This is a genomic window from Sebaldella sp. S0638 (genome assembly GCF_024158605.1).
Classification (GTDB): domain Bacteria; phylum Fusobacteriota; class Fusobacteriia; order Fusobacteriales; family Leptotrichiaceae; genus Sebaldella.
On sequence record NZ_JAMZGM010000021.1, the window covers coordinates 13,501 to 27,561 of the forward strand.

Genomic DNA, 14,061 nt, shown 5'->3' on the forward strand with positions numbered 1-14,061 from the left:
TCATCACTTTTTATTTTCTTTTTATCAGGAAATATAAGTTAGAATATTACTTTTATTTCTAATTTACTTAAATTTTCTATTTTTATCTATTATACTAGTTTACAAATTTATAATTTCAATAATTTTGTAAACTAAAAATATATTTAAACGCTTATTTTAGATGAGATAAATTACTTTTATATAAAATGAAATTTTAAAATATTAAAAATTATTCTCTATTGTTAATTATCTTATTTATCATATTTTAAATATGAATATTTTATTTCTGATGCTGATTTTTATTGTTCCCTAAATTAAATTACCTCCTATTCTTTATATATCAATTTATAGTCGTAATAGTTTTTTTAAATAATTAACGTAATTCCTCCGCTTTCACTTAAGAAAACCGGTTTTTTTAAGTTTTTAAACGATAATTTTCCTTTAAATCTTATGCTATTTCTATATTTCAAAATTATACAAGATATATTTACTCATTTTCAAATAGACTCAAAACGACGTTTCCAAAGGATTTTTCTATATTTTTAGTTTACAAATTTCTTTATAAAATCCTTTATTTACACATCTATAATAAATTACATTTTTGTAAACTAAAAATCAATTAAAACTCATTATTTATATAGTTTACATCAATTATTATACTTTTTGATTTATTATATAATAATCTTTGAATCACTTTATTTTACTCACTACTCACTATTTTAAGTTTACAATTTTATTTCATATTCAGTTTACAATATTTCATATTCAATTATTTTTGTAAACCAAAAACATATAAAAATTCATATGAACATTGTATTTATACAAATATTTATATATGAATTTATAATAATCTCTGCTAAAATAATTCTCATATTTCTACAATCATTATTTACAAATATTTCTTTTTTTATTTTTTGTAAACTAAAAATATATTCTAACCCTTTATTTCAAGTGTATTCAACTAAATAAAATTATCATAATTTTATGCTTTACGTAAACATCTCAGTCAAATACTTCCCGTGATAAGATTTTGGCAAGCCCCAGCAGCACAAAATCACGTTATTTTCTTCATTTTCTAAAAGACACTGCCAAATATCCGGCTACAAACAAAAAACGGCTCTAATAAGCCGTTTCTCTAAAATTCTATTTTATTATCTTTTATATATTCTTTTACGTTTATTATTCTTTGATTTCTGCTTCCCCTAAAACTCAGTTCTTCTGAATGAAGTTCCTGAATAAAACGTCCGTCTACGACAACATCAATATATTTCAAACATTCTTTTTTGATACTGTCAAGAAGCAGCTGCTCCATTGTATACCCTGTATAACACCAAATATCAATATCGCCTGTTTCTTTTCTAAGTCTTACAAGAAAATCCAAAAACTCTTCTGCGTTATAAAAAGGATCTCCGCCGCTGAGTGTTACACCGCTCAGCATTTTATTGCCGTTTATCTCGTCTGCTATCTTTTTGAAATACTCACTGTCCATGACATCTCCGTTATCCGGATTCCATGAGTCTTCATTATGGCATCCCGGACATGCATGGGAACATCCTGAAAAATATATTGAATACCGGAACCCCGGACCATCAGATATAGTTTCCCTGAATATTTTTAATATTCTCATTTAGACACTCCGTGCTTTATCCTGTCCTTTTCTTCAGCTTTCTTAAATGAATTCCAGCTGTCAAGATCTCCTGTTAGATATCCTGTTATTCTTCTTGTTCTGGAAATTTCCTCGCTTCCGCATATAGGACATTCTATTTCAATAAGACTTTCAAATCCGCATGACTTACATCTGTCTATAGGATGGTTAATAGAACCGTAACCTATGTTATTATCTTTCATAGCTTTTATTATCTGTAGAATTACTACAGGATTCTTTTTTGCCTCTCCGTCTAATTCTACATATGTAATGTGTCCGCCTTTTGTAAGCTCATGAAATTTTCCTTCTTTCTCTATTTTTTCAAGAGCCGAAATTTCAGATTTTACATCAATATGGAATGAATTTACATAATATTCTCTGTCATTTACATCTTTGATTTCACCAAATCTTTTCTTATCAATAGTTGTAAATCTTCCTGACAGACTTTCTGCCGGCGTAGCCAGTACAGAGTAGTTCAACTTATATTTTTCCTTATATTTATCCACTGTTTCATTCATTATTTCCAAAGCTTTTATCAAAGTATCGTATGACTTCTTGCTGTCTCCGTGACCTTTACCAGTCAGAGCCACCATAGCATTATGACCTCCGATAAATCCTATTCCCAATGTTCCTGAATCCAGAACCGTACCTACTTCATCATTACCCATAAGAGTATTTCCGCCTTTCCAGATGTTGTTTCTCATCATGAAAGGAAACTGTTTTGCAAGTGCTGTTCTTTGAAACAGGTATCTTTCTTTCAATTGTTCCGCAACGAACTCTGTATACTCCTGAAGTTTCACTAAAAATCTTTCAATTGCTTTATCTTCAAGTGATTGTGCATCTATTCCGCTGTTTTCTGCCAGAATTTCATTTTTTGCTTCTACTGCGAGTCTTGGAAAATTAATTGTAGTAAATGACAGATTTCCTCTTCCTATAGAAGTTTTCTCTCCTACTACATTTTCAAAAACTCTTGTTCTGCATCCCATTGTTGCCACTTCATGTTTATATCTGTTCGGATCATCCATTTTCCATAGTTCGTGCTTATTATATGTAGCATCAAGAAATACGAAATTAGGGAATAATCTTTTTGCTGTTGTTAAAGTTGTTTTTATTAATAAGTCAAAGTTTGGAGTTTTGTACTTAAGTTCTCCTTTTATTGCCTTATCCCAGTTTTTAAGAGCTAATTCGTAATCTTCTTCTGAATAATTAAGCCCTTCTTTTACCTTAAAAATCTGAATAGGGAAAATAGGTGTTTCTCCGTCTCCCAGTCCTGCAATTGTTGCATTCAGCAGTTCATTTATAAGCATTCTTCCTTCAGGTGATGTATCAGTACCGTAGTTTATCGAAGAAAATACTACCTGATTTCCTCCACGTGAATGCATAGTATTTAAGTTATGTATAAATCCTTCCATTGCCTGGTAAGTTTCATATTTAGTATCATAATACGCTACATGTATTGCTTTTTCTACTTCGTTCATTGTCAAATTCAGCTTAGACGACAAAATTAGCTTCTTCTCATCAGTTACTACAATCGAGTCTATTAATTCCACGAGAAGATCTTTTAACTCCTGATTTGCTTCTTCCACATAATCAGATTCAAGATATGCCAAAACTCTGTACTTCAAGTGTCTTCTAAAAGATTTCAGTACTCCTTTTGCCATAAAAAAATCAAATGCCGGTATCGATTGACCTCCATGCTGCTCATTTTGATTTGTCTGAAATATGATTGTAGCCAGTGTAGCATACGTTGATATACTTTTAGGCTGTCTTATGAATCCGTGCTTTGATTTAAATCCGTTTTCAAAAAGGTCTTCCAGATCATACTGAACACAAGTTGTAGTTTTCGTAGGATAATAATCCAAATCATGTATATGGATATATCCTTCCTTATGAGCATCAGCATATTTCGGTGTCACCAGATACTTCAGGGCATAATCCTTTGATGTTTCAGAAGCAAATTTCATCATTTGTCCTGCGGGAGTATCAGATGACATGTTAGCATTTTCATTGTTGGTATTATTTTTTTCTACATTTATAATACCGTCAAAAATCTCTTTAAAATTATTTTTTATTGTCGAAAATCCTTCGTATTCCGTTACTCTTTCTTCATCATTTTTATTTATATACACCATTCTATCCATAACGACCTCACTATATATTGTTTTATTTAATATATAATACCACCATATATAGTGTTTTGCAAATAATATCTTAGAATTTAAAATAATAATTTTTTTGAATTTTTCAAGTTATTATTTGATTAAAATTTTTTTATTTCCATAAATAAAGACCTGCCATATTTATATTTTTTTCTTTTAAATTTTTAATCATTGTATGCATAATATTTTTTAATTACTTTTTATTCATAAATGATAAATTTAATAATATAATCGGCAGGTCTCAAAATTTATACGGCAAAACCGTTTTATCCTTTGTTTATCTGGATAAAGCCATAGTTTTTACCTGACATGGTTTTAGAACAATATCCGTACTATCCAGATCATTTAGTTTATCTTCATTTAAATTTGTTTCATATATATTCTTTATATTAGTATCCAAAATAAATGAATCCTGTATATTTTTATTAATATTTGGATTATATATCCTTACCAGCAGAGCATCTTCTTTTTCTGCTTTTTTCACTGCACTGAGAATACTTCCCTCTATTTTTTTGCTAAACAGCGAATATTTCTCAGGTGTATTAAACCCTGCTGGATTTAATCTCATGGCATTATAAGGAATTTTGTTATAAACATAAACCGGAGTGACATACTCTTTTCCTTTTTGCGGAGCCAGTCCGTCTATTTCATTTCCGCTGTGTGTAAATATGGCAAATTCAAATGTTAATTTACCAAGCATCTGTGAATCAGGGGTTTCTAGCTTTATTCCAGACGGTCTTCCCGGTCTGTAATACATCTCTTCTTTCCCCAGAAGTCCTATTCCTCTGAATAATGTAAGTGCTATCTCGCTAAAATCTTCTCCTGTTATCTCATATTCACGAAGTCCGTTTGTCAGCAGTGACATACCCGAATTCCCGTCATTCAAATCTGCAAAAGACATCATTTGATATACAGGAACCGGTTTTTCCTTCCAATTCTCCGTTTCCCATACTTCATTTGCAGTATCTATAACCGGTCTTTTTATAGTTCCGAACTGATTATCCGACACAGATTCTGTACTTTTATATCCTGTAGGAACTATGAATCTGACTCTGTGATCTTTCGACTGATTATCTATTTCTGTTTTTACTTCCACTTTATCAGAATTTTTTCTTAATTTTATTTCTGTAGAAACCATCATTTTTGAATCTTTTATTTTATTTTTTCTGCTGTCAAGATCCTTTGGTATTTCCATTTCATATGAAACATATATTGTTTCAGCAAACGAAGTATGTTCAAATTTTATTTCTGCATCTATATCTTTATTTGTAACTATAAAATCATCTTTCAAAGGTGAATAATCATATTCATCCCCGTCGTCAGAACCGTCTTCTGCCATAAGCAGTTCCTTGTATTCCTTCATCAGCTTTTTATCAAAAAGATTTATAGTTCCGTTTGAATTAACTGTAATCTTATAATATTCATTCTCAATAAAAGCTTTTTCTTCTTTTGTTTCTTTCAACCCTTCATTGCCTGTATTATACTTAATATAATATGTCTCATAACCCACGGCAGGAATATTTTCTGCCAAAAACTGTATTGAAAACTCATGGAACGGATCATAATTTCCGTAATGTACTATTTGTCTGTCTATCAGTCCCGGATCCAGTTCTTTTTTCTCCTTTATATAATAGGGAATTTCTTCTCCTTTTTTATTATATATAGTGAAATTCCCGCCTCTCAGCCTTATTTTTGTTTCTATAGTCTCTGTACGCTCATACGGCAGAAGGTTAAATGCTGTTAGTTTATCCATTCCGTCTTTATCTTCTATTGCATCCACGATTTTTCTCATATAAAAATCTATCAGCTTATCAGCTTTATCATGAGCCAGTTCAAATCTTGCCATTATTTCCCTGTGCACCTGATCTGTACAGCAGCAGCTGATACTGTCATGTGCATGATTTTTCATAATTTCCTTCCACATAAGCTCTATCAGCCCGTGATGATACTCAAAGCCAAGTGAATAAGCTATAGAAGCAAGCGGTTCCAGAATATTTGTTATTTTATTTTCTATAGTAACATTTGCGATTTTTATATCCATTCTTGTTGATGATATAGTTCTATGCACTCTCATATACTTCGGATCATTAAATTCGCCTTTTATTACATCAAGCTTTTCCCTGTTTTTTTCCAGTTCTGCAAATATATTCTCATATCTGCTAATAAAAAAATCTTTGTCAGGGTATATTTTTTTCATCATATCCATTACTTCAAATATATTTTGCTGAAGCGGCATCTGGTCATGCCCGTTTGGAAGTATAATATTCTCAGTTACTGCTCCTCTCTCCAGCACTGGAAAATATTTATCCAGCCTGTCTTTCAGCTCTTCCTCGTTAAGCGGCAGATATTTTCCTATTGCATATCCCAAAGGCAGTATCTGTGCAGTAACTTCACTTCCGTCATTAGACTGCCATAAAAATTCCGTTTTATTTGTTCCGTGTCTTTCAGAACATCCTCTCCAAAAAACCGTATCCTTTATACCAAACCCGTTCAAAATCTGCGGCAGCTGCGCACTCTGCCCGAAGGAATCGGGAAGATATCCTATTTTCATATAATCCCCGAATTCCTCTGAATCTTTTATACCATAAAGAAGGTTTCTAACTATTGATTCTCCCCCTACCATCATTTCATCTGTCTGAGTGTACCAGGGACCGATTATAAGCTTTCCTTTTTGTACCAGATTTTTTACTCTTTCCCTGTTTTCAGGCTTTACATCAAAGTAATCCTCAAGAATAGCTGTCTGCCCGTCCAGCATATAATACTTATAATCTTCGTCATTCTCCAGTCTTTCAAGTATTTCTTCCATATTATTTACCAGAAGAATTCTTGATTCCTCTGTCGTAAAATACCACTCTCTGTCCCAATGCATATGGGGTATTACATGTACTTTCCAGTCCATAGTCTTATTGCCTCCTGTTTCCTTATGAAATCTATTATTTTGAAATACTTTTCTTATACTTATGCCCTTTTAAGATTAATAGTAAAACAGTTGAAATAGCAGTTCCTATTAGTGCTGCTACCAGCCATAAAACTCCTCCTGCAAGAGAACTTTCCGCTCCGTCCATATTCATAAACAGCATAGAAAGTATTCCTGCTCCGGGAACCCCAAGCCCGAGTTTGAAATATACTACCATTGCTCCTGTAACCATTGATCCCGCTACAAATGCTCCCAAAACCCTGAAAGGATCATTTAACGCCACAGGAATCGCACCTTCTGTAATTCCAGCAAGTCCCAGTATCCATGTAGAATTTCCCAGCTCTCTTTCCTCTTCCAGAAAATAATGCGGTTTCAGCTTAGTCACCAGTGTCGTTGTGAATGCCGACACCATTTTTACAGATGCAAAAGCTGCATAAGGCACGAGATTCCCGTTCCCCATTGCTCCTAGACAGAAAGCATAGGCTGCTTTATTCACCGGTCCTCCGAGGTCAAATGAAACCATTGCTCCCACTATTGCCCCGAGTAAAATTGCATTTGCTCCCTGCATTGCATTCAGCCAGTCCGTCAGCGCTGTATTCAGCCATGCCACCGGTTTCCCCACTACAAACATCATAAGTGTTCCTACTACAAATGTCCCTAATACTGGATACAAAAAGAAATTAAAGAAACCATGAAGCGTTTTTCCGCCTTTTATATTAGCTTTGATCCACTTCATTATATAACCTGCAAGGAATCCTCCGACTAATCCTCCAAGAAATCCTGAATTAATAAGGTTCGCTGCGAATCCTGCCGCAAATCCCGGTGCAAGACCCGGCTTATCAGATATTGAAAACGAAATATACGCTGCAAGTACCGGTACCATTAATGTTCCAAGCAGTCCACCGCTTAATTTTCTGTACATCCAAAGCCATGAATTTTCCTGATCCCATAAAGCTTCCAGATGAAGTGTCTGCTTCATAAGTGTAGCTATGGCAAGAAGCATTCCTCCCGCGACAATAAGGGGTACTATATATGATATTCCTGTTAAAATTGCTCTTTTTGATTCTTCTCTGAATGAAAGCTTTCTCTCAGGTTCCTGTACTGCTGTATAAGCACTTCTTCCTTTTTTAGCAATTTCAAGTGCTTTCTTTATAAGACCCTCACCATTCTTAATCGGTTCCGCAACAGGTACTTCTATACTTGGAATTCCTGTGAATCTTTCCTTTTCTTTTACTGCTACCTCAACTGCAAATATTACTGCTTCTGCTTTGGCAAGCTCTTCATTAGTGAATCTTCCTTCTATTCCGTTTGCTCCCTGTTTCTCTGTTCTTACATTTACATTAAGCTTTCTCCCGGCTTTTTCCAAAGATTCCGCTGCCATATATGTATGTGCTATTCCTGCGGGACATGCAGTAACCCCGAGTATTAATCTTTCTGCATTAGTATCTTTGTTTTCTTTTTTTACTTCCTCTTCCGAAAGTAGTTCCAGAAATTTTTCACTGCTGTCAGCTTTCAAAAGTTTTTCTATTAATTCTTCATCAGCAAGTTTTGACGTAAGTTTAGTCAATATTTCAATATGAGTACTCCCGGCTTGTGAATCCGGTACTGCTATTAAAAATATAAGTTCCGCATCTTCTGAATCCTCATCTATTTTTTCCCAGTCTTTAATGGGAGTTTTCACTGTAGCAGCAGCAAAACACGGCTCTAGTACATACGCTGACTTCCCGTGCGGAATAGCAAGTTTCATACCGACATTTGTTGCCCCTTGCTTTTCTCTGGCTTCTACATCTTTAAGATAACCCTCTTTATCGCTTATCTTTCCGCTTTTAAAAAGCTTTTCAGCCAGAGCTTCCAGCGCTTCCTGCTTTGATTTGTAATCAGCTTTCAGGATTATCAAATCTTCTCCCGTTAATTTTTTCAAATTCATAATTCCTCCTTGTATAGACATGTTTAACTTTCTTAAAAAAATTGTCTTTTTATGAATAAAATCAGCATCTTATCCTGTATAGACAACTTGTTTTTCCCTAAAAAATAAAGAAGAAAAACTTCTTTACTTATATATACCACATTTTCAATATTTGTCAATATCTTTTTTTAAAATTTCCAAAAATTTATATTTTTCCTGATTATAATAAGCCTTTGTATACTCGAATATTTCATCATTTTCAAGCACCGCTGTATTTTCCAGCTTAAATACCGGTATATTTTCTTTTATATTAAGCAGTTCCTTTATATCTCTGTTCGGCAGTACACCCATGTATTCTTTCTGCATTTCTTTTATCTTGTAATTCTCGCTTAATGCGTAATTATACTTAGATTCAAAGAATTCATTTAATTTTTTTTCGTTTACAAATTTCTTGGGGATATATGTTATTTCCACAACCACAGGTTCTTCATTAATAAATCTTAGTCTTTTCAGATATACTATGCGTTCATCCTTGTTTATATTAAGTTTTTTGCTGATCTGATCAGACGGGAAACGTTCCTCATACAAAAGAACATGAGTAACTGCATTTAGATTTTCTCTTTTTGTTCTTTCGCTGAACCCTATTGCCTCATTCAAATAAATTATATGCTTATTTTCATTATTTTTTACATAGGTACCTTTTCCTTTTATTTTGTACAGATAATTTCTCTGAACGAGATTTTCAATGGCTTTTCTGCATGTCATACGGCTCACTCCGAATTTTTTTGCCAGCTCATTTTCAGATTCTATTTTTTCCTCTGATAAATATACGTCACTTTTTATATTATTTAAAATATACTCTTCTATTTTATCGAATTTCATCATATTCTTAATTTTTCCCTTTATTTTTATTATATGCCATATGGGAGTTTTTTTCCAGTGTTTTTATAGTTGATTATTTTCGGGTTATTTCTGAGCTTTAATACTATGTCGTTATAGGAGTAATTCTATTTTTCTGTTATCCAGGGAATTTATGTCTATTTGATCTATAATATTGATTGTTACTGTATGCTCTCCATCTTCCATTCCGTATTCATCAATAACAGAGATTTTTATTTCTTCATCTCCCAGCTCTTTTACATATCCTGTTAGAGAGCTTTTATCTTCATCAAAATATAAAGTGATCAAAAGTTTCTTTTTCTTTGCTATTTTCAGTGTATCTGTCAGCAGATCTTTTTCTTTTGTATTGTTGATTTCAATATTTTTTTCCAAGTAATGTAAATTTTCGGCTATCTTCTTTATTTTCTTTAAATAAAGTGTGTTTCTCTCAATTTTTATGATATCTGATAATCTTCTTAATATATATCCGTCATTTAAGCCTTCTGGAGAAACTGCCCTTATTCTTATAATATTATCTTTTACCATATCTACATAACCGACAAAAAGGCTGTTCAATTTACTTTCATTGAAGTAAAATTTCATTATTTAATTTACATTCTTCTATTTCTTTTTTAGTATGTTCATTTCTTTTCCTCCATATGCTTTTTTATTAATCGCTGCTATTTCATATATAATATTTCTTCCAGAGAAGGCACTTCCGGATTATCTTCATAAGGCAAGTCCACATAAATATCATCTAAATACTTTATTCTGCCTTCTTTTTCAAAATAAATTGTTATATCTAAATTAGTAAAGTCATATGAACCGCCATATTCATGTTCTTCATATTCAAACTCAAATTCTTTATTTAATTTTTTATGATGATATCTGATTTTTGTCAAAACTTCTCTTATATCTTCACCATTTTTTATTTTTAATCCATTTTCCAAATATAATTCTTTCACTATAAAACTCAAAGAGTGAAAATCAACCAAATCTCTTTCTAAAAAATAATTAGTTCTATAGAAAATTCGAAGTTCCAATTCGGAATATACAAAATATACATTAAAATCTTTGTATTCACTATCTCTTTCTATTTTTCTTTCATCTGGTTCTCCAAATGCTTTTATTATTTCTTTCAAATCAATTTTCTCTATTCCGTTAATTCCATAGATATTATTTAATGTGAATTTCATCGTTTCCTCCTTATTTTCACTATACCAAATACAAAATCCAGATTTTTTCAATTTATACTTTTTGTAAAAAAAGAATTGCTTTATCCAAAGCTTCTTCTGGTGTTAATAATATACTTGAGTACCTGCTGAAACCAGTGAATTCTTCCGGGTAACTATATTTTGCATTAATATACTCCAATTTTCCCCGCAATTCATCACCAGATAGTTTTTCTGCTCTTAATTCCAGCAAATCTGCCAGTCCTATTTTCTTTATTTCTTCTGCGCTTTCTTCAGCAGTTATTGTTTTCTTTTTATCATAAACAATATTTCTAAATATCTCATAATCATAGAGCTTCCCGCCTGCCAGTATTTCTATATCATCTTCATAGTATCCGCTCTTCATTAATTTAGCACTAAAATCAATTAATTGCAATTTATCTATAAAATCATAACAATAAGCTACTATTCCTGTCTTTAATTCTTTACTGACTTCAAAAAGCCATTTGATTTCTTTCATAATTTTCTCCTAATCCCCTTATCTTCAAACAAATAACCTGAGTAAAAATTTTAATAAAACAAAAAAAGTCCATAAAATAAAGGCAATGAACTTTTCCCAAGAGACTTTCACTTAATAGCACTGTCCAAACAATAACCATCCAAACCACAAATATAATTTTCTTCTTTAACTATTTATTATTTTTATCATTTCAATAATAGAAAACTCTTTCTCAACATTAAAATCATAAAAACCAACATGAATATCATTCTCATACAACCAACATAAATCAGTTCCATAGGGTGCACTAAAAATATCCAAAATTACAGGATTTATATTATGCATAGATTTCGCACTTAAAATTATAAAATTATCAGGATTGCTAACATATTCTTCATCTTCATCAATCGCATAAAAATTCCAGCCATTCAGCTGTTGAATTGAACTCTCTTCTCTAAATGAATATTTTATTGGTTTCCCGTAAAGAATATTCTTAGAAACTATAAAACCGCCATAAAGTTCACTTTTTATCCCCATTTTCAAACTCCTCCACAATTTTTAAAATATCATTTCTGCCAGAATAACTAAATTTCATAATTCTCTATTACCTTTTTTGATTATTCCATATTCCTCTTTAGAAGTCAAATAATTCTAGTCTTTGTTAAGAAAAAAACTAAGTCAAAAAGTATTTCAATTTTATCGACTTTAAAACTATTAAGATTTAAAATATAAATATAATTTCTATCTGAAAATACAAAAGTTTGAAGTTATTAGACCTCACTTCCAACCCACAAAAAAAGACTGCCTTAGCAAAGACAGCCTGAAAGTTTAAAACAAAATTTCTGGAGAGATTTTAGCACCCGGCCTCATGACCGGATACAAGTGTTTTAAAATTAACAGATACTTATTAGTCCTAATTTCAGTTAAACAAAACACTGGTGTTAATAACACATTGACTTTTTTCCCTACAGTATAAAATATTTATCCCGATACTTTCATCCCAAAAAACTCCAATTTTTTTAAAATTATCATAAACTTTTATACTGTTTGATATTATAATACTACTTCTATGTGAACTTAATGTGAATAATAAAAATATTTTTTATATTTTCATATCCCCTTGTTTTATAAGTCCCATTTTTCTCATAACACCAGATACTAAAAGAGCTATTACAGCAGGAAATACAAAATGCAGAAGAATCATAGGAAGAAGTGACTTCTCCCCCATTACTTCAAATGTGGTGAACTGCCCCACTAGACCGCTTGTCCCCATTCCTGCTCCGATTTTATTATTTTCCATCTTAAATATTGCCGCCCCTACACCTCCGAGTATTACCGATGCTACCATCGGCGGTACCAGAATAAGAGGATTTTTTATGCTGTTAGCCATCTGCAGCTTTGAAGTTCCCACTCCATGCGATATAAGTCCGTTAAATCCGTTATCCTTATATCCTGCCACTGCGAAACCTATCATATGACATGCACATCCTATAGTTGCCGCTCCTGCTGATAATCCCGACAAACCAAGGGATATTGCCACAGCTGCACTGCTTATCGGAGAAGTTATTATAATTCCCATTATTAGTGCTACAAGAATTCCCATAGGCAGAGGATTCAAATTCGTAGATTTATTTATTATGTTTCCTATAAGCATCATAAATCTGCTTATATACGGCGAAGCAAACACGCTTACTACTCCTCCGGTTATTATGGAAATACCCGGAACAACAATAATATCACACTTAGTTTTACCAAATACCACTTTTGAGGCAAGTGCTCCGGCTACACTGGCTGCAAGTGCTCCCACAGGTTCACCCGATGCAAGTATATACGAACTTCCCCCGTATTTAATGGTTCCTGCTCCGAGCATACCGCATACTACAGATGCAAAAACTCCTAAAGGCGGTGCTTCAAGTGATAATGCCACTCCTGCTCCAATGGCCGGCCCCATCATATACTGCGCTACCTGCCCGAACATAATTAATTCCTTGATATGCAGATATGTCCCTATCTGCTTAAGAATAACCCCTGTTACCAGCGATGCCATTAACCCTAATGCCATTCCGTTCAAAATTTTTACCAAAGTATTGTTCAAAAATCCTGTTTCCTGTTTTTTCAATTTTCTTCTCCTTTTGTATATCAAAAATTTTATATTATAATATTAGATATCCCTTTTTTAATAATTCACTTTTTATCTTTTCAAAACTTTCTTTATTCATTGTCTCAATTGTATGCATATGAAGTCCGTCAGTAAGTGAACACAACGGCTCTACACTTGATGATCCCAGCTTTTCCATAAACTGCTCTATGTCGCCCATATTTCCTATATTCAAATTTCCTTTTACTTCACCATAAACACCGTGTTCTACTGATACATCCAAAATTTTCCCGCCATAATTCACTATAATTTCCAATTCATCCTCCAGTTCATATTTCCCCGAATGACGGCAGACTATTGTATTCACTATTCCCTCATGTCTGAGTTTTATATAACCGTTAGGAGTCGCTATGATATCTTCCCCTGTTGCTCTCAAAAGAGATATATCCTGTACTATAACCTGTCTTGAAACATTAAACTTTTTTCCTAAAATACTGCCTTTTACACTCTCGGAAGATTCATTTAATATTTTCAGTATTTGGTTTCTTCTTTCCTGATTATCCAACTTTACACCTCATTTCACATTGTCTATTCTTCTGTCTTGTCACCTATGTTATTTAATTTATCATATTTTGGATATTTTTTCAATTTTTATTTTTTCTTATGTATGTATAAAAAAAACTTTACATAATGATATTTTTCTCTATTACATGACAAATCTGATTTACATATGTAAACCAAAGGAATATTTGTCCTTGACAATGAAAAAATTTTGAGACTATAATTTATTACAACATACATTTTACT

General features: G+C 32.4%; 11 protein-coding genes. All 11 read right to left on the reverse strand.

The window, feature by feature from the left end:
* Positions 1-1,114 precede the first annotated feature (1,114 nt).
* Positions 1,115-1,606, reverse strand: a complete 492-nt coding sequence (gene nrdG, locus NK213_RS07780; RefSeq protein WP_253348345.1) for an anaerobic ribonucleoside-triphosphate reductase activating protein — start codon at positions 1,604-1,606, stop codon at positions 1,115-1,117.
* On the reverse strand, positions 1,603-3,765 hold the full coding sequence (locus NK213_RS07785; protein ID WP_253348346.1) for an anaerobic ribonucleoside triphosphate reductase: 2,163 nt from the start codon (positions 3,763-3,765) through the stop codon (positions 1,603-1,605). Before NK213_RS07785 ends, nrdG begins: the two co-directional genes overlap by 4 nt.
* 295 nt (positions 3,766-4,060) lie before the next feature.
* A complete protein-coding gene (gene mngB, locus NK213_RS07790; RefSeq protein WP_253348347.1) occupies positions 4,061-6,682 on the reverse strand; it encodes a mannosylglycerate hydrolase in 2,622 nt (873 codons plus the stop codon).
* A 34-nt stretch (positions 6,683-6,716) separates the two neighbouring features.
* A complete protein-coding gene (gene mngA / locus NK213_RS07795; protein WP_253348348.1) occupies positions 6,717-8,627 on the reverse strand; it encodes a PTS 2-O-a-mannosyl-D-glycerate transporter subunit IIABC in 1,911 nt (636 codons plus the stop codon).
* A gap of 144 nt (positions 8,628-8,771) precedes the next feature.
* On the reverse strand, positions 8,772-9,491 hold the full coding sequence (locus tag NK213_RS07800; protein WP_253348349.1) for a GntR family transcriptional regulator: 720 nt from the start codon (positions 9,489-9,491) through the stop codon (positions 8,772-8,774).
* Between the two features lie 108 nt (positions 9,492-9,599).
* Entirely contained in the window at positions 9,600-10,088 is a 489-nt protein-coding gene (locus NK213_RS07805; RefSeq protein WP_253348350.1) for a hypothetical protein, read from the reverse strand.
* Between the two features lie 77 nt (positions 10,089-10,165).
* Positions 10,166-10,681 (reverse strand): histidine kinase, encoded by a 516-nt coding sequence (locus NK213_RS07810; protein ID WP_253348351.1) that lies wholly within the window; start codon positions 10,679-10,681, stop codon positions 10,166-10,168.
* A gap of 52 nt (positions 10,682-10,733) precedes the next feature.
* The gene (locus tag NK213_RS07815) at positions 10,734-11,177 is read right to left on the reverse strand and encodes a hypothetical protein (protein ID WP_253348352.1); all 444 of its coding nucleotides are present in this window, start codon (positions 11,175-11,177) and stop codon (positions 10,734-10,736) included.
* Between the two features lie 165 nt (positions 11,178-11,342).
* The gene (locus tag NK213_RS07820; protein ID WP_253348353.1) at positions 11,343-11,693 is read right to left on the reverse strand and encodes a DUF2185 domain-containing protein; all 351 of its coding nucleotides are present in this window, start codon (positions 11,691-11,693) and stop codon (positions 11,343-11,345) included.
* 565 nt (positions 11,694-12,258) lie between these two features.
* The gene (locus NK213_RS07825) at positions 12,259-13,251 is read right to left on the reverse strand and encodes a PTS transporter subunit IIC (protein WP_253348373.1); all 993 of its coding nucleotides are present in this window, start codon (positions 13,249-13,251) and stop codon (positions 12,259-12,261) included.
* A 58-nt stretch (positions 13,252-13,309) separates the two neighbouring features.
* Positions 13,310-13,819 carry a transcription repressor NadR gene (locus NK213_RS07830; RefSeq protein ID WP_253348354.1) on the reverse strand — a complete coding sequence of 170 codons (510 nt, stop codon included), beginning with the start codon at positions 13,817-13,819 and terminating at the stop codon, positions 13,310-13,312.
* Positions 13,820-14,061 lie beyond the last annotated feature (242 nt).

Bases quoted from the DNA above. Each gene is read 5' to 3' on its own strand.
- NK213_RS07785 (WP_253348346.1), bottom strand. From the start codon at position 3,765: ATGGATAGAATGGTGTATATAAATAAAAATGATGAAGAAAGAGTAACG.
- NK213_RS07820 (WP_253348353.1), bottom strand. From the start codon at position 11,693: ATGGGGATAAAAAGTGAACTTTATGGCGGTTTTATAGTTTCTAAGAAT.
- NK213_RS07810 (WP_253348351.1), bottom strand. From the start codon at position 10,681: ATGAAATTCACATTAAATAATATCTATGGAATTAACGGAATAGAGAAA.
- NK213_RS07815 (WP_253348352.1), bottom strand. From the start codon at position 11,177: ATGAAAGAAATCAAATGGCTTTTTGAAGTCAGTAAAGAATTAAAGACA.
- NK213_RS07805 (WP_253348350.1), bottom strand. From the start codon at position 10,088: ATGAAATTTTACTTCAATGAAAGTAAATTGAACAGCCTTTTTGTCGGT.
- mngB (WP_253348347.1), bottom strand. From the start codon at position 6,682: ATGGACTGGAAAGTACATGTAATACCCCATATGCATTGGGACAGAGAG.
- nrdG (WP_253348345.1), bottom strand. From the start codon at position 1,606: ATGAGAATATTAAAAATATTCAGGGAAACTATATCTGATGGTCCGGGG.
- mngA (WP_253348348.1), bottom strand. From the start codon at position 8,627: ATGAATTTGAAAAAATTAACGGGAGAAGATTTGATAATCCTGAAAGCT.
- NK213_RS07800 (WP_253348349.1), bottom strand. From the start codon at position 9,491: ATGATGAAATTCGATAAAATAGAAGAGTATATTTTAAATAATATAAAA.